The sequence below is a fragment of the Rosenbergiella sp. YN46 genome (assembly GCF_036620675.1).
GTDB lineage: Bacteria > Pseudomonadota > Gammaproteobacteria > Enterobacterales > Enterobacteriaceae > Jejubacter.
The window spans coordinates 24,181-44,474 of record NZ_JAZHEE010000016.1; the positions used below are offsets into that span (position 1 = coordinate 24,181).

The 20,294-nt window shown below is 55.5% G+C and carries 18 protein-coding genes; 8 read left to right on the plus strand and 10 right to left on the minus strand.

Going from position 1 to position 20,294, the window contains the following annotated elements; all coding sequences use genetic code 11:
* Window positions 1-67 precede the first annotated feature (67 nt).
* Window positions 68-1,138, minus strand: a complete 1,071-nt coding sequence (locus V3W49_RS12910; RefSeq protein WP_500145976.1) for an AI-2E family transporter — start codon at window positions 1,136-1,138, stop codon at window positions 68-70.
* A gap of 218 nt (window positions 1,139-1,356) precedes the next feature.
* Between V3W49_RS12910 and bepA the strand changes: the two genes are divergently transcribed.
* Window positions 1,357-2,829, plus strand: coding sequence for a beta-barrel assembly-enhancing protease (bepA, locus tag V3W49_RS12915; protein ID WP_500145977.1), 1,473 nt, complete (start codon window positions 1,357-1,359; stop codon window positions 2,827-2,829).
* Between the two features lie 14 nt (window positions 2,830-2,843).
* On the plus strand, window positions 2,844-3,203 hold the full coding sequence (gene arsC / locus V3W49_RS12920) for an arsenate reductase (glutaredoxin) (RefSeq protein ID WP_500145978.1): 360 nt from the start codon (window positions 2,844-2,846) through the stop codon (window positions 3,201-3,203).
* Window positions 3,204-3,209: 6 nt separating this feature from the next.
* Here the strand turns inward: arsC and V3W49_RS12925 are convergent, their stop codons facing one another.
* The 3 genes from V3W49_RS12925 to upp form a co-directional block, all read right to left on the minus strand.
* Window positions 3,210-3,911 (minus strand): DnaA inactivator Hda, encoded by a 702-nt coding sequence (locus tag V3W49_RS12925; protein WP_500146064.1) that lies wholly within the window; start codon window positions 3,909-3,911, stop codon window positions 3,210-3,212.
* Between the two features lie 105 nt (window positions 3,912-4,016).
* Complete coding sequence (gene uraA / locus V3W49_RS12930) at window positions 4,017-5,312, minus strand: uracil permease (RefSeq protein ID WP_500145980.1); 1,296 nt, start codon at window positions 5,310-5,312, stop codon at window positions 4,017-4,019.
* A gap of 74 nt (window positions 5,313-5,386) precedes the next feature.
* Entirely contained in the window at window positions 5,387-6,013 is a 627-nt protein-coding gene (gene upp, locus V3W49_RS12935; protein WP_500145982.1) for a uracil phosphoribosyltransferase, read from the minus strand.
* Window positions 6,014-6,268: 255 nt separating this feature from the next.
* Here upp and purM point away from each other — a divergent pair, with 255 nt between their 5' ends.
* From purM to ppx, 4 genes are all read left to right on the plus strand, one after another.
* A complete protein-coding gene (gene purM / locus V3W49_RS12940; protein WP_500145983.1) occupies window positions 6,269-7,306 on the plus strand; it encodes a phosphoribosylformylglycinamidine cyclo-ligase in 1,038 nt (345 codons plus the stop codon).
* Window positions 7,306-7,947: a phosphoribosylglycinamide formyltransferase gene (purN, locus tag V3W49_RS12945; protein ID WP_500145985.1), complete on the plus strand. Its 642-nt coding sequence runs from the start codon at window positions 7,306-7,308 to the stop codon at window positions 7,945-7,947. Before purM ends, purN begins: the two co-directional genes overlap by 1 nt.
* 147 nt (window positions 7,948-8,094) lie before the next feature.
* Entirely contained in the window at window positions 8,095-10,155 is a 2,061-nt protein-coding gene (gene ppk1 / locus V3W49_RS12950; RefSeq protein ID WP_500145987.1) for a polyphosphate kinase 1, read from the plus strand.
* A gap of 5 nt (window positions 10,156-10,160) precedes the next feature.
* Window positions 10,161-11,696 (plus strand): exopolyphosphatase, encoded by a 1,536-nt coding sequence (gene ppx / locus V3W49_RS12955; protein ID WP_500145989.1) that lies wholly within the window; start codon window positions 10,161-10,163, stop codon window positions 11,694-11,696.
* 33 nt (window positions 11,697-11,729) lie between these two features.
* On the opposite strand, the gene V3W49_RS12960 is transcribed toward ppx, so the two are convergent.
* The gene (locus tag V3W49_RS12960) at window positions 11,730-13,952 is read right to left on the minus strand and encodes a sensor domain-containing phosphodiesterase (RefSeq protein WP_500145991.1); all 2,223 of its coding nucleotides are present in this window, start codon (window positions 13,950-13,952) and stop codon (window positions 11,730-11,732) included.
* A 401-nt stretch (window positions 13,953-14,353) separates the two neighbouring features.
* Here V3W49_RS12960 and V3W49_RS12965 point away from each other — a divergent pair, with 401 nt between their 5' ends.
* On the plus strand, window positions 14,354-14,503 hold the full coding sequence (locus tag V3W49_RS12965) for a YfgG family protein (RefSeq protein ID WP_500146065.1): 150 nt from the start codon (window positions 14,354-14,356) through the stop codon (window positions 14,501-14,503).
* 130 nt (window positions 14,504-14,633) lie between these two features.
* Here V3W49_RS12965 and V3W49_RS12970 read toward each other — a convergent pair whose 3' ends face one another.
* The gene (locus V3W49_RS12970) at window positions 14,634-14,777 is read right to left on the minus strand and encodes a hypothetical protein (protein WP_500145993.1); all 144 of its coding nucleotides are present in this window, start codon (window positions 14,775-14,777) and stop codon (window positions 14,634-14,636) included.
* A 280-nt stretch (window positions 14,778-15,057) separates the two neighbouring features.
* Here V3W49_RS12970 and oxlT point away from each other — a divergent pair, with 280 nt between their 5' ends.
* Window positions 15,058-16,368, plus strand: a complete 1,311-nt coding sequence (oxlT, locus tag V3W49_RS12975; protein ID WP_500145994.1) for an oxalate/formate MFS antiporter — start codon at window positions 15,058-15,060, stop codon at window positions 16,366-16,368.
* 30 nt (window positions 16,369-16,398) lie between these two features.
* Here oxlT and V3W49_RS12980 read toward each other — a convergent pair whose 3' ends face one another.
* The 4 genes from V3W49_RS12980 to guaA form a co-directional block, all read right to left on the minus strand.
* Window positions 16,399-17,289, minus strand: coding sequence for an oxidoreductase (locus V3W49_RS12980; protein ID WP_500145996.1), 891 nt, complete (start codon window positions 17,287-17,289; stop codon window positions 16,399-16,401).
* Between the two features lie 174 nt (window positions 17,290-17,463).
* Window positions 17,464-17,868 (minus strand): type II toxin-antitoxin system tRNA(fMet)-specific endonuclease VapC, encoded by a 405-nt coding sequence (gene vapC / locus V3W49_RS12985; protein ID WP_500145997.1) that lies wholly within the window; start codon window positions 17,866-17,868, stop codon window positions 17,464-17,466.
* Window positions 17,868-18,098 (minus strand): type II toxin-antitoxin system VapB family antitoxin, encoded by a 231-nt coding sequence (gene vapB / locus V3W49_RS12990; protein WP_500145998.1) that lies wholly within the window; start codon window positions 18,096-18,098, stop codon window positions 17,868-17,870. The genes vapC and vapB overlap by 1 nt, the downstream gene beginning before the upstream one ends.
* Before the next feature lie 575 nt (window positions 18,099-18,673).
* Complete coding sequence (gene guaA / locus V3W49_RS12995) at window positions 18,674-20,251, minus strand: glutamine-hydrolyzing GMP synthase (protein ID WP_500145999.1); 1,578 nt, start codon at window positions 20,249-20,251, stop codon at window positions 18,674-18,676.
* Window positions 20,252-20,294: the final 43 nt, after the last annotated feature.

The following is a 20,294-nucleotide window of genomic DNA, read 5'->3' on the forward strand; positions in this document are numbered from 1 at the left end:
CCATATCTTCTTAAGCCAAAAGCGACAGCCCCGCTGCCATAACATTCAGCGGGTCTGCCGTTAAGGGTTAGCCTGCCTTCTGTTCATCTACCAGGGTATCCGGCCAGGCACGTACCACCGCTTTAATCAGCGTGGCCAGGGGAATCGCGAAGAAAACGCCCCAAAATCCCCACAGTCCGCCGAAAATGACTACCGACAGAATAATCACCAGCGGATGCAGGTTCACCGCTTCGGAAAACAGCACCGGCACCAGCAGGTTGCCGTCCAGCGCCTGTATCACCAGGTAGATAATAAAACAGGTCCAGAATTCGGCACCCAGGCCAAACTGAAACAGTGCGACCCCGACCACCGGAATGGTGACCGCAAAGGCGCCAATATAGGGGATCAACACCGAAAAACCCACCAGCACCGCCAGCAGCAGCGAATAATTAAGGCCGCAGTACAGAAAGCCTAAATAAGTCACCACGCCGACAATCACCATTTCCAGCACCTTGCCGCGAATATAGTTGGTTATCTGCTGATTCATTTCGGCCCAGACTTTCCCGGCCAGTCCGCGATTGCGTGGCAATACCCGTCGCACCGCATTGAGCATCTGCACTTTATCCTTTACCAGGAAAAAGACCATCAGCGGCACCAGCACCAGATAGACCGCCAGCGTCAGTAACCCCACCAGCGAGGCCAGCGAATACTTCACCACCGACTCGCCAAGCAGCGTCATACGCGCCCGCAGATTTTCCGCCATAGCATCAATGATGCCAGCGTCCACCAGCGCCGGATAACGCCTGGGCAGCGTGGCGGCGAAGTCAGCCAGCTTATTCAACATATTGGGCAGATCGCGGATCAAATTGATTCCCTGCTGCCAGGCCACCGGTACGACGACCAGCGCCATTAACAACAGAATGCCAACGAACAGCACCAGCACCACGCTGGTGGCGAGCCAGCGCGAACAGCCCATATTCTCCAGTCGGGCGGTTGGCCACTCCAGCAGCCAGGCCAGCACCAGCGCCACCAGTAGCGGCGCCAGCAGGCCGGAAAAGAAAAACAGAATACCGAAGCCCATCACCAGGATCACAAGAAGCGCAATCGCCTCCGGATCGCTGAAGCGGCGACGGTACCATTGCATTAAAAGTTCGAGCATATTTCCTTAACCCTGGGGTCTCCTGATGAAAAAAATGCGCTCAGATTGTAGCGAAATGTTGCGCTAAAGGGCGCGTTTTTATTCCCCTGAAACCCGAGCGGACAATTAAGCTTTCCTTTCATGGCTCCTGGCAGCTACACTCCCGTTTACCTTCCGGCAAGAACCCAAACGCCGATCGGTTGTCATAAAGAAGACGCTGATTACACAGGATAGAGGCTATGTTCAGGCAGTTGAAAAAAACACTGGTTGCCACCCTCATTACCGCCATGATGGCGAGTCAGACGGCGCCGGCCTTTGCCGACGACAGCGCCGTAGATCAACTGCCGGATATCGGAACCACCGCCGCAAGCACGCTCTCCATCGCCCAGGAGATGCAGATGGGCGACTTTTATATTCGCCAGCTGCGCGGCAGCGCTCCGCTGATTAACGACCCGCTACTCCATCAGTATATTAACGAGCTGGGTATGCGTCTGGTAAATCACGCCCACTCGGTGCGCACGCCGTTCTATTTTCATCTGATCAGCAATGATGAAATCAACGCCTTCGCCTTTTTTGGCGGTAATGTCGTCCTGCATTCGGCACTGTTTCGCTATGCCGATAACGAAAGCCAGCTGGCTTCGGTCATGGCTCACGAAATTTCCCACGTCACCCAGCGCCACCTGGCGCGAGCCATGGAAGATCAGAAGCGCTATGCGCCGCTGACCTGGGTCGGCGCCTTGGGATCGATACTACTGGCGATGGCCAGCCCCCAGGCCGGAATGGCGGCCATGTCAGGCACCCTGGCCGGTAGTCGCCAGGGGATGATCAGCTTCACCCAGCAGAACGAACAGGAAGCCGACCGTATCGGTTTGCAGGTGCTGCAACGCGCCGGGTTTGATCCCCAGGCGATGCCCGCGTTTCTGGATAAGCTGCTCGACCAGGCGCGCTACTCCAGCCGTCCGCCGGAAATTTTGCTGACGCACCCCCTGCCGGAAAGCCGCCTGTCCGATACCCGCAACCGCGCCAACCAAATGCGTCCGGTAGTCACCCAGTCGTCGGAAGCCTTCTATATGGCGAAGGTGCGCGTGCTGGGGATGTATAACACCGGGCGCAACCAGCTCACCAGCGATCTGCTGGATAGCCTGGATAAAGGAAACACGCGCCAGCAGCACGCCGCCCGCTACGGCCGGGCCCTGCAGGCAATGGAAAATAAAAACTACGCCGAAGCCTGGCGTCAGCTCCAGCCGCTGCTGAGCGCCAGCCCGAACAACCCCTGGTATCTCGATCTCGCAACAGATATCGATCTTGGCCAAAACAAAGCGGCTTCAGCCATCAGCCGCCTGAACGCCGCTTCCGGGCTGAAAAATAGCCCGGTGCTGCAGCTTAACCTGGCGAACGCTTACGTTCAGAGCGGGCAGTCAGCCAAAGCCGCCAGTATCCTTAATCGCTACACCTTCTCGCATCGCGACGACACCAACGGCTGGGATCTGCTGGCCCAGGCGGAAGCCGCCCAGGGCAATCGCGATCGGGAGCTGGCCGCCCGGGCCGAACTGCTGGCGTTACGCGGCCAGCTGGATCAAGCCATTACGCTGTTAAGCAGCGCCAGCAGCCAGGTAAAAGTGGGCAGTCTGCAACAGGCGCGTTACGATGCACGTATCGATCAGCTGCGCCAGCTACAGCAGCGTTTCAGCCAGTACCAAAAGAATAGTTAAGGAGCTTATTAAGCATGTCCAGTACCGTCACCATCTACCACAACCCCCGCTGCTCCAAGAGTCGCGAGACGCTCAAGCTGCTAAAAGAGAACGGCGTCGAGCCGGAAGTCGTGCTCTATCTGGAAACGCCGCCGGATGAGGCGACTATCGGTAAATTGCTTAACATGCTGGAGTTTGAAAGCGCCCGCAGCCTGATGCGCCAGAAAGAAGATCTCTACAAGACGCTAAATCTGGACGACGACAGCCTTAGCGAAGCGCAGTTGATTCAGGCGATGGTGAAAAATCCGAAGCTTATTGAGCGCCCTGTCGTGGTGAAAGGAGATAAAGCGCGCATCGGCCGACCGCCAGAGCAGGTACTGGAACTGCTGGCCTAATCGTAGCTACAGATTAAGAATCTCTTTCACGAATGGAATGGTCAGCTTGCGCTGCGCGGTAATAGAAGCGTGGTCAAGCTGATCGAGCGTCATAAACAGGGTGCGCATTTCGCGATCCAGCCTTTTGAGCAGGAAGCGGCCCACATCTTCCGGCAGTTCGAAACCGCGCAGCCGGGCGCGCAGTTGCAGCGCCTGAAGCTTATCGTTATCAGAAAGCGGCTGCAGGCGGTAGATCTGCCCCCAGTCCAGGCGCGATGCCAGATCCGCCAGTTGCAGATTAAGCTGGCGCGGCGGACGATCGCCTGTGATCAACAACCGGGTATTGCCGGACTCCAGAATGCGGTTATAGAGATTAAAGATAGCCATCTCCCACAGTTCATCCCCGGCGATACATTCGATATTATCAATGCAGACCAGCGACAGCTGTTCCATTCCTTCCAGCACCTCAGGCACAAACCAGGTTCGCTTATCCAGCGGCACATACCCCACCGCTTCACCACGCTGGGAAAGCTCCGCACAGGCGGCATGCAGAAGATGGCTACGCCCTCCCCCTTCTCGCGACCAGAAGTAGATGTAACCGCTATGATCCTGATGCAGAACGTTCTGTAACGCAGCGAGCAACGCCGGGTTATCGCCCGGCCAGAAGCTGGCGAACGTCTCATCATCAGGAAGATAGAGTGGCAAAGAGAGCTGAGCTGGTGCGTTCAGAGGGACCTCAACCAGAACTTGCGAAAAAATCGCGGGGAAGTTTATCACAGTTTAGTGAAAGGGTTGAACCTGGCCCGCGAAAGCACGGGCCAGATTACATAAGGATCAGGCACGCGGAGCCTGCTGTTCCTCGTCGTCCGCTTCCAGCACCGTCTCTTCCGGGCGCAGAATGCTAATCGCTTTGAAGATCAGGCTCAGAGCGATGCCCACCACGGTCGCCAGCGCCATGCCTTTCAGTTCGGCGGCACCGATGTGAATCTTAGCCCCGCTGACACCGATAATCAGGATCACCGAGGTCAGAATCAGGTTCTGGGCCTTACTGAAATCCACTTTGGATTCAATTAATACCCGGATACCCGAAGCGCCAATCACGCCGTACAGCAGCAGTGAAACCCCACCCATGACCGGTACCGGGATTATCTGGATCGCCGCCGCCAGTTTACCGACGCAGGAGAGCAGAATCGCAAGGATAGCCGCACCGCCGATCACCCAGGTGCTGTACACCTTAGTAATCGCCATCACGCCGATGTTTTCGCCATAGGTGGTGTTCGGCGTAGAGCCGAAGAAACCAGAGATCACGGTGGAAAATCCATTAGCGAACATCGAACGATGCAGGCCCGGGGAGCGCACCAGATCCTTACGCACAATATTTCCGGTCACCACCAGGTGGCCGACATGCTCGGCAATCACCACCAGCGCAGCGGGCAGAATGGTCAGCACCGCGAACCACTCAAATTTTGGTGTATAGAAGGTGGGCAGTGCGAACCAGTGCGCTTCACGAATCGGCGTCACGTCCACCACGCCCATATAGAAAGAGAAGGCATAGCCCACCAGCACGCCGATAAGAATCGGGATAATCGCAAGGAAACCGCGGAAAATAACCGAACTAAAGACAGTAACGCCCAGGGTCACCAGCGCAATAGAGAGCGTGGTGCCATCCACCGACTGACCGTCGGCAGGCAGCATACCCGCCATATTGGCGGCCACGCCCGCCAGCTCCAGACCGATAACCGCCACGATGGCCCCCATCGCCGCCGGTGGAAACATCACGTCCAGCCAGCCGGTACCCGCCTTTTTCACAATCAGCGCCACCAGACAGAACAGCACGCCACAGGCGATAAAGCCGCCCAGCGCCAGCTCATAGCCAAGCGGCAACAGCAGCAATACCGGTGAAATAAAGGCGAAGCTGGAGCCCAGATAGGCCGGAATTTTCCCTTTACAGATAACCAGATAGAGCAGGGTGCCGATGCCGTTGAACAGCAGAACCGTTGCTGGGTTGATATGAAACATAATCGGCACCAGTACGGTGGATCCGAACATGGCAAACAGATGCTGCAGACTGAGTGGGAGCGTCTGTAACAGCGGCGGTCTTTCACTCACCCCGATAGCACGGCGCGTCATAACAATATCCTCTGTGTGATGAACTGAGAAAGAAAATCCAAAAAAAAGCCGACTGTGAAAGTCGGCTGAATCAATTATTTGGTGCCAAATATCTTATCCCCGGCATCGCCGAGGCCCGGAATAATGTATCCGTGTTCGTTGAGTCCCTGATCGATAGAGGCCGTGTATACCTCAACATCCGGGTGAACTTTCTCCAGCGCTGCCAGGCCTTCCGGCGCCGCGACCAGTACCAGCACCTTAATATTGTGGCAGCCCGCTTTTTTCAGCAGATCGATAGTCGCTATCATTGAGCCACCGGTCGCCAGCATCGGATCCACCACCAGCGCCATACGTTCGTCGATCTGCGAAGCCAGCTTCTGGAAGTAAGGTACCGGCTCCAGAGTTTCTTCGTCGCGGTAAACGCCCACCACGCTGATGCGCGCGCTCGGTACGTTTTCCAGTACGCCTTCCATCATGCCAAGACCGGCGCGCAGAATCGGCACCACGGTGATCTTCTTACCTTTGATCTGCTCAATGTCCACCGGGCCGTTCCAGCCTTCGATAGTCACCGTTTCGGTTTCCAGACCGGCCGTCGCTTCGTAGGTCAGCAGACTTCCCACTTCCGAGGCGAGCTCACGAAAACGTTTAGTGCTGATATCCACGTCGCGCATCAAACCCAGTTTGTGTTTTACGAGTGGGTGTTTCACTTCCACAATCTTCATGCTCTATCTCCCCAAATGCGTCAGCCGCGTAAAAAAAAATCGCCGGATTATACCGCTTTTTCGCCGCAGCGCCATACCTGAGACGCTTGATCGGGATCAAGCGATTTCGGATCAGTATAGAGCAGAGCCCTGTTCCATCCCCTGGTACCTTACCGATCCGGAACAGGAATGTTTCATTAACGGAAGGGCTCGCAAACGTTTGCCTGGGCTGTTAGAATCACCGCGATTTTTTCTACCGCGCTGGAACCTGACCTTATGACCGATAAAACCTCTCTCAGCTATAAAGACGCCGGTGTTGATATCGATGCGGGCAATGCACTGGTCGACCGAATCAAAGGGGTGGTGAAGAAAACCCGCCGCCCGGAAGTCATGGGGGGGCTTGGCGGCTTTGGCGCACTGTGTGCTCTGCCGCAGAAATACCGCGAACCGGTGCTGGTTTCCGGTACTGATGGCGTCGGCACCAAGCTGCGTCTGGCGATGGATCTGAAACGTCATGACACCATCGGCATCGATCTGGTGGCCATGTGCGTCAACGATCTGGTAGTTCAGGGGGCTGAGCCGCTGTTCTTCCTTGACTACTACGCTACCGGTAAGCTGGATGTGGATACCGCGGCAAGCGTCGTCGGCGGCATCGCCGAAGGCTGTCTTCAGGCGGGCTGCGCGCTGGTCGGGGGTGAAACCGCTGAAATGCCCGGCATGTACCACGGCGAAGATTACGACGTAGCGGGTTTCTGCGTCGGCGTGGTAGAGAAATCGGAGATTATCGACGGAACCAAAGTGGCCGATGGCGACGTGCTGGTAGCACTCGGCTCCAGCGGCCCGCACTCCAACGGTTACTCGCTGGTACGTAAGATTGTCGAAGTCAGCGGCTGCGACCCGCTCACTACCCAACTCGACGGCCAGCCGCTGGCGGATCACCTGCTGGCGCCGACTCGTATCTATGTGAAATCGGTGCTTAAACTTATCGAACAGTGCGACGTTCACGCTATCGCCCACCTGACCGGCGGCGGTTTCTGGGAAAACATTCCGCGCGTTCTGCCGGACAATACTCAGGCGGTCATCGATGAATCCAGCTGGCAGTGGCCGGCGATATTCGACTGGCTCCAGCAGGCGGGCAACGTTAGCCGCCATGAAATGTACCGCACCTTTAACTGCGGCGTAGGTATGGTTATCGCACTGGCGCCTGATGCCGCCGAAAAAGCCATCGCTCTGCTTAACGCGGCAGGTGAAAAGGCATGGAAAATCGGTATTATCAGGGCCTCCGACTCTGAACAACGCGTGGTTATCGGGTAATGAAAAAGATAGTGGTGCTTATTTCGGGCAATGGAAGCAACCTGCAGGCAATTATCGACGCCTGCCAGCGGCAACGAATCGACGGCACCATTGAGGCAGTATTCAGCAATAAAGCCGATGCTTACGGTCTTGAGCGCGCTCGCGCGGCAGATATCGCCGCGTTTGCGCTCTCGCCCGGCGACTATCCGGATCGTGAAGCCTATGATCGGGCGCTAATGGCGCAGATTGATGAGCACGCCCCCGATCTGGTGGTACTGGCGGGCTATATGCGCATTCTCAGCCCCGCCTTCGTGGCTCACTACCGCGGCCGTCTGCTTAATATCCACCCTTCCCTGCTGCCGAAATACCCCGGTCTGCATACCCATCGCCAGGCGCTGAACAACGGCGATCGCGAGCACGGCACCTCGGTGCACTTCGTGACCGAAGAGCTGGATGGCGGCCCAGTAATTCTCCAGGCCCGGGTGCCCATCTTTGACGGCGATGACGAAGAAACCGTGATCGCCCGGGTTCAGCATCAGGAGCATGCTATCTACCCGCTGGCGATCGGCTGGTTTCTGAATGGCCGGCTGAGCATGCGCGACAGCGCCGCCTGGCTGGACGGGCAGCGCCTGCCTCCCCAGGGTTACGCCGCTGACGAATAACCCCTCTCCTTCCCGCCCGGGAAGGAGAGTCTTGTCCGATACTTCTGCCTGGCGTTGGACATTCCCGGATATTGCTCGCCATAATAGGCGCCGAGACGGATTTTCCACGTCCGGAAACGGGAGCCAACCAAACGGAGTGTGAGTCGCATGGGTCAGGAAAAGCTGTACATTGAGAAAGAACTAAGCTGGTTATCCTTTAACGAGCGCGTGCTCCAGGAAGCGGCGGATAAGTCGAATCCCCTTATCGAGCGCATGCGTTTTCTGGGCATCTATTCCAATAACCTGGATGAGTTTTACAAGGTACGCTTTGCCGAACTGAAACGGCGGATTCTGATTAACGAGGAGCAGGGAACCCACTCCAATTCCCGCCATCTGCTGAGCAAAATCCAGGCCCGGGTGCTAAAGGCGGATCAGGAGTTCGACGGTCTATATAACGACCTGCTGCTGGAAATGGCGCGTAACCAGATTTTCCTGATTAACGAGCGCCAGCTTTCCCCTAACCAACAGAACTGGCTGCGCCATTATTTTAAGCACTATTTGCGTCCGCACATTACGCCGATCCTGATTACCCGGGAAACCGATCTGGTTCAGTTTCTGAAAGACGATTACACCTACCTGACGGTCGAAATCATTCGCGGCTCGGATATTAAGTATGCGCTGCTGGAGATCCCTTCCGATAAGGTGCCGCGCTTCGTTAACCTGCCGCCAGAAACACCGCGCCGCCGGAAGCCAATGATCCTGCTGGATAACATCATGCGCTACTGCCTGGATGAGATCTTTAGCGGTTTCTTCGACTACGACGCCCTGAACGCCTACTCCATGAAAATGACCCGCGACGCCGAATACGAGCTGTTGCATGAAATGGAGTCAGGAATGCTGGAATTAATGTCCTCCAGCCTGAAGCAGCGCCTGACCGCCGAGCCGGTACGCTTCGTATATCAGCGCGATATGCCGGACGCCATGGTGCAGCTGCTGGCCGACAAACTGTCGATCTCGCGCTATGACTCTATTATTCCCGGTGGCCGCTACCACAATTTTAAGGACTTCATCGACTTTCCCAACGTGGGTAAAGCCAACCTGGTGAATAAGCCGATGCCGCGTCTGCGTCATATCTGGTTCGATCGTTTCCGTAACGGTTTCGACGCCATCCGCGAACGCGATGTACTGCTGTATTATCCCTACCACACCTTCGAACACGTTCTGGAATTACTGCGCCAGGCCTCCTTCGATCCAAATGTGATTTCTATCAAAATCAATATCTATCGGGTGGCCAAAGATTCGCGCATTATCGATTCAATGATCCACGCCGCCCACAACGGCAAAAAGGTCACGGTGGTGGTGGAGCTTCAGGCGCGCTTCGATGAAGAGGCCAACATTCACTGGGCCAAACGCCTGACCGAAGCCGGGGTGCACGTCATCTTTTCAGCGCCGGGACTGAAAATTCACGCCAAGCTGTTTTTGATCTCCCGGCGCGAAGGCGAGCAGGTGGTACGCTACGCCCATATCGGTACCGGCAACTTCAACGAAAAGACTGCGCGTCTTTATACCGACTACTCGCTGCTGACTGCCGACGCCCGTATTACCAACGAGGTGCGCCGGGTATTTAACTTTATTGAAAACCCCTATCGACCCGTGAGCTTCGACCACCTGATGGTTTCGCCACAGAACTCGCGTCGCCTGCTCTACGAACTGGTGGATAACGAAATCGCCAACGCGCAACAGGGACTGCCTTCAGGCATTACTCTGAAGCTGAATAACCTGGTCGATAAAGGCCTGGTGGATCGGTTGTATGCCGCCTCCAGTTCCGGTGTCCCCGTGAATCTGCTGGTGCGCGGCATGTGTTCGCTGATCCCCGATCTGGAAGGTATCAGCGAAAATATTCGGGTCATCAGCATCGTCGATCGTTACCTGGAGCACGATCGGGTCTACGTCTTTGAAAACGGGGGCGACAAAAAAGTCTTCCTCTCTTCGGCGGACTGGATGACGCGTAACATCGATTACCGCATTGAAGTCGCCGTTGCCCTGCTTGATCCACGCCTGAAGCAGCGAGTGCTGGACATTATCGCTATTCTGTTTAGCGACACCGTTAAGGCGCGCATCATCGACAAAGAGCTCAGTAATCGCTATGTACCGCGCGGTAACCGCCGTAAAGTACGCTCGCAGCAGGCGATTTATGAATACATCAAATCTCTGGAACAGCCTGAATAATATCTATGCCGATCACTCAACAAGCCCCCCGACCGCAGGAGTTCGCAGCGGTCGATCTCGGCTCAAATAGCTTTCACATGGTCATCGCCCGGGTGGTGGATGGCGCAATGCAGATAATCGGCCGCCTTAAGCAGCGCGTTCATCTGGCCGATGGTCTTGACGCCGATAACATCCTGAGCGAAGAGGCCATGGATCGCGGTCTGGCCTGCCTGGCGCTGTTCGCTGAACGGCTCCAGGGATTCAGCGCCGCCAATGTCTCTATCGTCGGCACCCATACCCTGCGTCAGGCGGCGAATGCGGCGGAGTTTCTGAAACGCGCCGAGGCTGTCATCCCCTACCCGATTGAAATCATCTCCGGTAACGAAGAAGCGCGCCTGATTTTTATGGGTGTGGAACATACTCAGCCGGAACGGGGGCGCAAGCTGGTTATCGATATTGGCGGCGGTTCTACCGAACTGGTGATCGGCGAAAATTTCGAACCGCGACTGGTGGAAAGCCGACGCATGGGTTGCGTCAGCTTCGGGCAGAATTTCTTCCCGGAAGGCGAGATCTCTCCTGCCCGGTTTAACCGCGCAAGGCTGGCCGCTACCCAGAAGCTGGAAGGCCTGGCCTGGCAGTTTCGCATCGAAGGCTGGAACGTCGCCCTGGGCGCTTCCGGTACCATCAAGGCGGCCCATGAAATATTGCAGGCGATGGGCGAAAAAGATGGCATGATCACACCGGAACGCCTGGAGCTACTGTGCAACGAGGTTCTGAAATATAAACGCATCAGCTCGCTTAAAATGCCCGGCCTGTCCGATGAACGTCGGGCGGTCTTTGTGCCTGGACTGGCGATTCTGTGCGGCGTTTTCGACTCGCTGCGTATTAAAGAACTGCGCCTTTCCGATGGCGCTCTGCGCGAAGGCGTGCTGTACGAGATGGAGGGCCGTTTTCGCCATCAGGATATCCGTAGTCGCACGGCCCAGAGCCTGGCAAGCCAGTACAATATCGACAGCGAGCAGGCGAAACGGGTGCTGGAAATGACTCTGCGAATGTTCGAACAGTGGCAGGAGCAGAATCCCAGGCTCGCCAATCCGCAGATGGCGGTATTGCTCAAGTGGGCCGCCATGCTGCATGAAGTGGGGCTAAATATTAACCACAGCGGCCTGCACCGCCATTCAGCCTATATTCTTCAGCACAGCGATCTGCCTGGTTTTACCCAGGAGCAACAGATGCTAATGGCAACCCTGGTACGCTATCACCGTAAGGCCATTAAGCTTGATGAGCTACCGCGCTTCACGCTGTTTAAAAAGAAACAGTTTATTCCACTGATTAAGCTGCTGCGCCTGGGCGTGTTGCTGAATAATCAACGTCAGGCGTCGACCCCGCCCCCCACGCTGGTACTGGAAACCGACGACCATCACTGGACGCTGCGTTTTCCCCACGGCTGGTTCAGCCAGAACGCACTGTCACTGTTGGATCTGGAAAAAGAACAGCAATACTGGCGCAGCGTCACTGGCTGGAAGCTAAATATTGAAGAGGAGCCAGCACCGGGCGCCTGATAAACCATAAGGGCCGCCGTCAGGCGACCCTTGCTATTTGCCTTGTGCCAGCGTTGCCAGCGGCTGAGGGCGCCCAATAGCCCAGCCCTGCATATAGTCAATCCCCAGCTTACGGATGGCCTCCCGGGTCTCTTCGTTTTCAACCGATTCGGCCACCAGCTGCATCTTCTTGGTACGCGCCAGCTGGCAAATGGAAGCCACAATCTGATAGTCGAGACTGCTGGCCAGCAGATTGCGGATAAAGCTGCCATCGATTTTCATAATGTCAGCGTTCAGGTCACGCAGGCGCGCATAGCTGGCGTAACCGGTGCCAAAGTCGTCAATCGCCACCCGACAGCCCATGTGCTGCAACGCTGAAAGCGTGCGTCCCGCCTGTTCAACGTTGGTCAGCGAGTGGCTCTCTGTCACCTCGAACACCAGTTGCCAGGCCTGGACATCATAGCGTTTCAGCAGGCGCTGAACGTCATTCACAAAACGCGGGCGGCATACCGACGCCGGCGTCAGATTCACCGATAAGCGGCAGGCAGGCAAGACTTCGCGATGATCGGAAATAAAGGCCATGGTTTTTTCCAGCACCCACAGATCTATCTTCGACGACAGGCCAAATTCGTGAGCCACCGGCAGAAAACATTCTGGCTCGACAGTCTCGCCGTTTTCATCCTTCATGCGCAACAATACTTCATGATAGATGTCGCCGCGCACCCCTTCGATGGGCTGGGCCAACAGAAAGAAACCATCGTTATCCAGCGCTCGCTGCAGATGGTTCATCATATCCACCTTGCTCTTTACTGCGTTCTGCACATGGCGGGCGCCATAAAGCTGCAGGCTTTCCGGGTAGCCGGTATGCACCGAGTGGTCCGCCATGGTGCCGAGCTCCCCCAGCAACAGGTGATGATGAACCACCGGAGCGCGTACATAGCTGTAGCTAATCCCGACCTGGAGCTGAAACGGCATACCGTCCCAGCTAAAACGAAACTGCCGAATCTGTTCATCCAGCGCCTCGATGCGCTCCTTCTGGGTTTCACCATTCAGGCGCAGCGCCAGTTCATCGCTGGACAAATGATAGAGCTGTTCCCCTTCCAGCAACATGCCGTTCAACCAGTTCGCCAACTCCTGCTTAAAGGTAATGCGCAGCAGCATACCGTAATTACGGCTCAGTAGTTCAAGCTCCGGAAAGCGCAGCAGACACAGCATCGAACCTGCATGGCTGTTGAGATCCCGGTTCAGGGCACGCAGATTCGGCATCTGCACCACGGGATCGATATAGGCTGCATAGCGCACTTTTTCATGACTGACGCGCTGGCGCGTCGTCACTTCCGCCATCAGGTAGATGGAAAATGAGAACACCAGAAAGCAGGAGACGGTCAGCGCCATCTGATTATCGAAATCAAGGCCGGGCGGCAGGTAACGGTAAAAATAGTGGCTGACGATAAGCAGCATGACCGTCCAGACCGTAGTGATAAACAGAAAACCGAAACGCATAGCTCCCCAGATCATCACCGGCAGCATTAACGTAAAGGTGTAGTTGGTATTAAAGATGGTACTGGCGTCGGTAAGCGGTAGCAGCAGCAGGCTCATCAACAGCAAAATGCAGCACCACCACAACCCCAGCTCCAGCCGGGTGGTATTGGGATGAAACTGGGCGCGCATCTGCGAGAAAAAGCTGCGCGCAAAGCGGGGATGGCGCAACATACGAATAATAAAATAGCAAAACGGCAAACCGGTAAGACAGCTCACCAGCTGCGCCTGATAATTAATCAGCGTACTGATTTTCCATGGATTACTTCCCAACAGGCTGACCTGAGCCGCATATAAACCAAAGCGAATAGCGCTCTGATACAGCATAAAAAAGAGGGTTGAGCTGCAAAATACCAGCCAGAACATACGGGCCGCCGTCTGATACATATTGCCAAACTTGACGTTATTACGCCGCGGCACAAAAAGACTGTAGCCGCCCCAGCAGATAGTCAGCGTCAATAAATAGTGCAACGCCGAGGCAAATCCGTCAAAGCTGCCGCGCAGCGGTAAGTAATGAAGCAGTATAGACAGCAGGATCCCCGGCAGAGCCGCCCAGCTAAAGATCATCATCAGCGCCAGCATCAACGCCGGCATCATATAGTAAAGAACCACACGAACACCGTGCAGCTCCGTATAGACAGAAAAATAAAATGCTAGTGGGTGAATCAAAACCGGAATAATTAACGGAAGACACCACCATTTATTTTTATGTCGTTGGTACCAGCCAGATAATTGCATTAGATGTCCTTCAGAATACCAGAAGATCCCTGACGGTATTTTCAGACAGGCATCCAACCTGACCGTTGTGGTGAAAAGTGGCTCACAGCTCCCCCTCTCTTAAGTGAGTGCTGATTTTAGTGACTCACTGAAAGTTAAAATTGATTAAAATCAATTTACATAGCCTGCAATGACTATTTAAGGTTGTTTTTTTATGTACACCGTTTTTTTCCAGCAAGCCGGTGATTAATTAAAAACACTTATATAACATCTCAGACATCTGACGTTTTTTTACAGTACAAACATTGACCCCACATTCCTGCTGTGCCCTAATGAAACTATCGCCCACCCGGGCTTACCGACAGGACCTCTTCGTGACACAGTTTACCGGCACGCGAAAACGACAGCGATCGAACGGTCGCATGATCCGTATCGTACTGCTTATCAGCTTTATCGTTTTCTTTGCCCGCTTCGTTTACTCTTCCATCGGCGCATGGCACCACCATCAGGAAAAAGTCAGCGCCCAGCAAACCAGCCTGACCGCTTCCCAGGATAACGTCTTACGCCAGTAACGTCATAACCGCTTCTGCGCCTTGCTGCGATAACGGGCCCGGATCATACCCCGAACCTGTCCCTTTGAGTAAAGAATCATCGACTAATTATCGACTTATTCCAGCCCAAAAACCACATAAGCGACGGGTTCTAACCCGATTGAGGTAGCACATGCGCTGGCATCTGCATGATGGCGCTCAGTACCGTCAGAAACTCCGGTGCCGCCATCGCCATTTCCGGCTCAACGCAAGTCACCTGCAACGCCCGCTCCGGACAACCGCGAATGCCGGCCATTCATCCCATGTCCACATTTCCAGCAAAGTAAATCGCGCTTTTGGAGCTGCCTGTCCAGCCCCAAAAAGGAAAACCAGAAAGCACGCCACAAAATAGTCGTGAAACGCTTTCCGTTGCACCCCAAACGCCCCTTCTGCTTCATGACAGGGCAACCAGCAACGCCTTCATTATGGCAATACCAGTGCGCCAGCCCTTGACCAATATGGGCTGAATGCTGATTTTTTTGGTATGGCACGGTTGATGCAACGCAGGTTCACTCTCACTGAACCGGAGCGGCGATATGACCAATACCACGATATCGGGCGAAGTTGTTGCCAGTCATAAAATGAAATGGGGCCAGCTGGCGCTGGGGTTAGTCTGCATGATTTCGATCTCCAGCCCGCAATACGTCTGGGCGCTCTTTACCCGGCCCATGATGGAAAAGTTGCAGGCGCCGCTGGCGGAAATTCAGCTCACCTTTTCACTGTTGATTATTCTACAAACCTTCTTTTCACCGTTTCAGGGGCGGCTAATCGACCGCTTTGGCCCACGCCGCCTGATTACTCTGGGCACGGTATTAACCGGCATCAGCTGGATGCTGGCGGCCCGAATCAACTCCCTGACGGAGCTGTATCTCTATTACGGCGTGCTGGGCGGTCTGGGAACCGGTATTGTCTATATTGGCGTGGTCGGGCTGATGGTGCGCTGGTTCCCGGATAAGCGCGGCTTCGCGACCGGCATGGTGGCCGCAGGATACGGTATGGGCGCAATACTGACCACCTTCCCAATCACCATCGCGCTGGCGACAAAAGGGCTGGAAAATACCCTGTGGCAGTTCGGCCTGCTGATGGCGGTAATAGGGTTTATCGCCGGCCAGGGGCTGCGCGCACCAAAACCCCAGCCAGCACAACAGGTCGATACGCCACTTAACGTCAGCGCCCGCAGTTTTACCCCCCGGGAAATGCTACGCCAGCCGCTGTTCTGGCTGATGTTCGCCATGATGGCCATGATGTCGACTTCCGGCCTGATGGTGACGTCGCAAATGGCCATCTTCGCCGGTGATTTTGGTATCACCTCCATCACCATTCTGGGTATGGCGGCGCTGCCGCTGGCCATGACCATCGATCGTGTGATGAATGGTCTGACCCGACCGGTATGCGGTTATCTCTCTGACCGCATCGGCCGGGAAAAGATGATGTTTTGCGCCTTTGGTCTGGAAGGCATCGCCATGACGCTGTGGCTGCTGTGCAAGGACGACCCGCTGCTGTTCGTGCTGCTTTCCGGCGTGGTATTTTTCGGCTGGGGCGAGATTTTCTCGCTGTTTCCCGCCACTCTGACCGATACCTTCGGCACCCGCTTCGCTACCACCAATTACGGCTGGCTTTATATTTCTCAGGGCATAGGTTCGGTCTTCGGCGGGCCGCTGGCGGCGCTGCTTTATCAGCATACCGCCAGCTGGAACCTGGTCTTCGGCTGCGCCATTAGCCTGGACATTACCTGCGCCCTTCTGGCGCTGCTGGTGCTAAAACCCTGGCGAGCGCGATTCATCCGCGGAGCGGAAGACCAAAACGCGCAACCGGCCCCCGCGGCAGCCGCACAACGTATCAGCTAATCACTCATCGAGCCCGCAGGGAGATAAGCCTTATCCCGGCCCCTCGCTCCCTGCCGCCAGCAAGGGTAGCAGCACGTCGCTAATGGGGGTAGGAATACCGTGAGCGCGACCATAACGCTGTATCACGCCATTGCGGATATCCCACTCCAGCGGGCGATTAGCCTGGCGGTCGGCAAGTATTGAGGTGCCTAAATCAGCAGGAGCGCGGCGGAAAAGATCGACGATCTCCCGGGGAACATCATCGTTCAGCGACGCGCCGCTGACACGGGCCACCGCCAGGCATTCGCGCAGATAAGCCAGCGCCAGTTCGATGATATCTTCTCGCGAGAACATTCCGGCACGCCGGTTAGCCAGCACCATCAGACCCGCGACCGCGTTTTGCAGCAGCTTACGCCAGGCGACGGAGATAAAATCGGCTGATAGCTCAACCGCGCACCCTGAACCACTGAGCGCATTAACTATCCGCCCTGCCTGCGGCACGTCGGGCAGGGTAAGGCGCGGCTTGGCGCGCAGCCAGACTGAGGCATCCGGCTCACGCTGGGCCGGAAACCAGACCACCGAAGGCAGCACCGTCGCGCCGTTGACGTAGGGCGCTAACTGGCTTTCCTGCTCGACGCCATTTTGCAGCGCGCATACCACGGTATTTTTATCACACAACGCAGCCAGCCAGCCGGCGCAGTCAGCGACCTGGGTGGTTTTCACCGCGACGAACACCAGACTGAACGGGCGATCAATAGCCGCCGGCTCGTTCAATACCGGGCCTGGCACCACGATCGCCTCCTCATCGTGCCGCAAAATTAACTGCGGATGCGCGGTACGCCCGCAAAGCACCGGCGTCTGGCCAACGTCATGCAATAACGCGGCGATAGTGGTCCCGATTGCCCCCGGGCCAAGAAGCGCAACAGTGGGTTTATCAGACATCTTGCGTTCTCCCGATTTGATTAATTCGTCGTTAGTACAAGTGTCCGTATTCAGTAGCACAAGGCGGGCCCAAAAACAAAAAAGCCCGCATTCACGCGGGATTAGAGGGGGTTTATCGCTTTTATGCGCCAGACGTTAAATCATTCCCCTGTCATTGTCTTTGAACTAAATAACTTAGCTAATACTCCAGTCTTCCAGACGTAATCCATTAATACGTTCGAACTCACGGGTATTGTTCGTCACCAGAATTAAACCCAGTGCGCGAGCGTGGGCCGCAATCATGCTGTCATACGGACCAACGGGCGTACCTGCTCTTGCCAGTTCTGCCCGGATTTGCCCCGCCTGTACCGCCGCATCGATACCATAATTCAGCACCTCCAGCCGGGCGATGAATCCTTCGACCACGCGCAGGTTTTTCTCCGGGCTGACAGATTTTTCCGCGCCGTAAATCAGCTCCATCATAGTGACAGAGCTGATACACATCCGCCCGTAATGCTGATTAAACGCCTCCCGGACTGCCTGAGGTTTATTTTTAATTGTATAGATACAGATATTGGTATCCAGCATGTATTTGAGCATCAGAACCCTTCCCTGTCCTGATCACCAGGCTGCTCACGGGCGGCCATAAAGTCAGACGTCACGCTCTCACCATCAAACCAGCTGTCCCAGCTTTCGCCTGTGGGAGTAATAATGCGCGTTCGCCCTACCGCGACGATATCCACGTGTTTGACATCCTCCGGTAAAGCTACCGCTTTTGGCAGACGCACCGCCTGGCTACGGTTGCTTTTGAATACGGTTGTCTTTTCCATCCTCACCTCCCGTGGTGAAGTTTTGTACACAGAGCCAGCATAAGGTAATCATGGGATATGTCAATGGGATATACAAAAGAAGGGCATGTTGCGACAGCATTTCAACAGACAGCGCTCTACCAATGCAGGAAGAACTGGCGCTTACAAATATTTTCGGGCAAAAAAATCCTGCCCCTGAATAAACAATGTGCGCCCGCAAAGGCTCGCTAAAAGGCTTTTAGCGAGCCTTTGCGGATCTTCTCTTATTTCAGTGTATTAACGCTTAAGACGCTGGCAAAACCTCCGGAGCACTATCAGCCCCGGAATCACAAATTGTGTCGCCTCATATAAAAAATAATTCCCTTACCCGCAAGTCATCATAAAACAACAAACCGCTACATGATGGTTAAATCCTTTATTATCATTCAATTACGAATGAAACATAACTTGACCATCGTTCCCCGTGAGAAATACCGCTAAAAAGTGTGAACAGGAGTGAGGAAACACGAATGCACATAAATAAAAACCCCCTGTAAAAACACAGAGGGTTGATTGCATTTTTACCTGTTCATGAAAACACAGGAAGGGTTATCAGTTTATTCCCACTCAATGGTTGCCGGCGGCTTGCCGGAGATGTCATACACCACGCGGGAGATGCCATCCACTTCATTGATGATGCGGTTAGAAACGCGACCCAGGAATTCATAAGGCAGATGCGCCCAGTGAGCGGTCATAAAGTCGATGGTCTCCACCGCGCGCAGGGAAACCACCCAGTCGTACTTACGGCCGTCACCCATAACGCCGACCGAACGCACCGGCAGGAAGACGGTGAATGCCTGGCTGACCTTGTCGTACAGATCGGCCTTACGCAGTTCTTCAATGAAGATAGCGTCGGCGCGACGCAGCAGGTCGCAGTACTCTTTCTTCACTTCGCCCAGCACGCGTACGCCCAGACCCGGCCCCGGGAACGGATGGCGATACAGCATATCGAACGGCAGCCCCAGCTCCAGACCAATCTTGCGCACTTCGTCTTTAAACAGCTCTTTCAGCGGTTCGACCAGGCCCATCTTCATCTCTTTCGGCAGGCCGCCCACGTTGTGGTGAGACTTAATCACGTGCGCCTTGCCGGTAGCAGAGGCCGCGGACTCGATTACATCCGGATAGATGGTTCCCTGGGCCAGCCACTTCACGTCTTCCAGTTTCAGCGCCTCTTCGTCGAACACCTCCACGAACACGCGACCGATGGTTTTACGCTTGGCTTCCGGCTCATCGACCCCCGCCAGCTGCGACAGGAAGCGATCTTCCGCCGGGACGTGAACGATGTTCAGACCGAAGTGGTCGCCGAACATCTCCATCACCTGCTGCGCTTCGTTCAGACGCAGCAGACCGTTGTCTACGAAGACGCAGGTCAGGCGATCGCCAATGGCGCGGTGCAGCAGCATTGCGGTCACAGACGAATCCACGCCGCCGGACAGGCCGAGGATCACCTTATCGTTACCCACCTGCTGGCGGATGCGCTCAACGGCGTCGTCGATGATTTTCGCCGGAGTCCACAGCGCTTCGCAGCCGCAGATATCGCGCACGAAGCGCTCCAGCATCCGCAGGCCCTGGCGGGTATGAGTGACTTCCGGGTGGAACTGCACGCCGTAGAAGCGTTTTTCTTCGTTAGCCATAATGGCGAACGGGCAGGTTTCGGTGCTGGCGACGGTGACAAAACCGTCGGGGATGGCGGTGACTTTGTCACCGTGGCTCATCCAGACATCCAGCAGCGGATTACCGCTGGCGCTCAGGGCATCTTCAATGCCTTCCACCAGCATGCTATTGGTGGTGACTTCCACCTGGGCATAGCCGAATTCACGCTCGCTGGAGCCTTCAACATGGCCGCCCAACTGCATCGCCATGGTCTGCATGCCGTAGCACACGCCGAATACCGGCACTCCCGCCTCAAAGACATACTGCGGCGCACGCGGGCTGTTAGCTTCCGTGGTGCTCTCCGGACCGCCGGAAAGAATAATCCCGTTAGGGTTAAACTCACGAATCTGTTCTTCAGTCACATCCCACGCCCAGAGTTCGCAGTACACGCCCAGTTCACGCACGCGGCGCGCCACCAGCTGGGTATACTGAGAACCGAAGTCGAGAATAAGTATGCGATGTTTATGAATGTTTTCCGTCATTGACGTTTATTCCGAGGCAGTAGCAATTAAAGTAAATCGCCCG

Excerpts from the sequence above, each read along its gene's own strand:
- V3W49_RS12910 (WP_500145976.1), bottom strand. The coding sequence starts at position 1,138 with ATGCTCGAACTTTTAATGCAATGGTACCGTCGCCGCTTCAGCGATCCG.
- bepA (WP_500145977.1), top strand. The coding sequence starts at position 1,357 with ATGTTCAGGCAGTTGAAAAAAACACTGGTTGCCACCCTCATTACCGCC.
- arsC (WP_500145978.1), top strand. The coding sequence starts at position 2,844 with ATGTCCAGTACCGTCACCATCTACCACAACCCCCGCTGCTCCAAGAGT.
- uraA (WP_500145980.1), bottom strand. The coding sequence starts at position 5,312 with ATGACGCGCCGTGCTATCGGGGTGAGTGAAAGACCGCCGCTGTTACAG.
- upp (WP_500145982.1), bottom strand. The coding sequence starts at position 6,013 with ATGAAGATTGTGGAAGTGAAACACCCACTCGTAAAACACAAACTGGGT.
- purM (WP_500145983.1), top strand. The coding sequence starts at position 6,269 with ATGACCGATAAAACCTCTCTCAGCTATAAAGACGCCGGTGTTGATATC.
- purN (WP_500145985.1), top strand. The coding sequence starts at position 7,306 with ATGAAAAAGATAGTGGTGCTTATTTCGGGCAATGGAAGCAACCTGCAG.
- ppk1 (WP_500145987.1), top strand. The coding sequence starts at position 8,095 with ATGGGTCAGGAAAAGCTGTACATTGAGAAAGAACTAAGCTGGTTATCC.
- ppx (WP_500145989.1), top strand. The coding sequence starts at position 10,161 with ATGCCGATCACTCAACAAGCCCCCCGACCGCAGGAGTTCGCAGCGGTC.
- V3W49_RS12960 (WP_500145991.1), bottom strand. The coding sequence starts at position 13,952 with ATGCAATTATCTGGCTGGTACCAACGACATAAAAATAAATGGTGGTGT.
- V3W49_RS12965 (WP_500146065.1), top strand. The coding sequence starts at position 14,354 with ATGATCCGTATCGTACTGCTTATCAGCTTTATCGTTTTCTTTGCCCGC.
- V3W49_RS12970 (WP_500145993.1), bottom strand. The coding sequence starts at position 14,777 with ATGGCCGGCATTCGCGGTTGTCCGGAGCGGGCGTTGCAGGTGACTTGC.
- oxlT (WP_500145994.1), top strand. The coding sequence starts at position 15,058 with ATGACCAATACCACGATATCGGGCGAAGTTGTTGCCAGTCATAAAATG.
- V3W49_RS12980 (WP_500145996.1), bottom strand. The coding sequence starts at position 17,289 with ATGTCTGATAAACCCACTGTTGCGCTTCTTGGCCCGGGGGCAATCGGG.
- vapC (WP_500145997.1), bottom strand. The coding sequence starts at position 17,868 with ATGCTCAAATACATGCTGGATACCAATATCTGTATCTATACAATTAAA.
- vapB (WP_500145998.1), bottom strand. The coding sequence starts at position 18,098 with ATGGAAAAGACAACCGTATTCAAAAGCAACCGTAGCCAGGCGGTGCGT.
- guaA (WP_500145999.1), bottom strand. The coding sequence starts at position 20,251 with ATGACGGAAAACATTCATAAACATCGCATACTTATTCTCGACTTCGGT.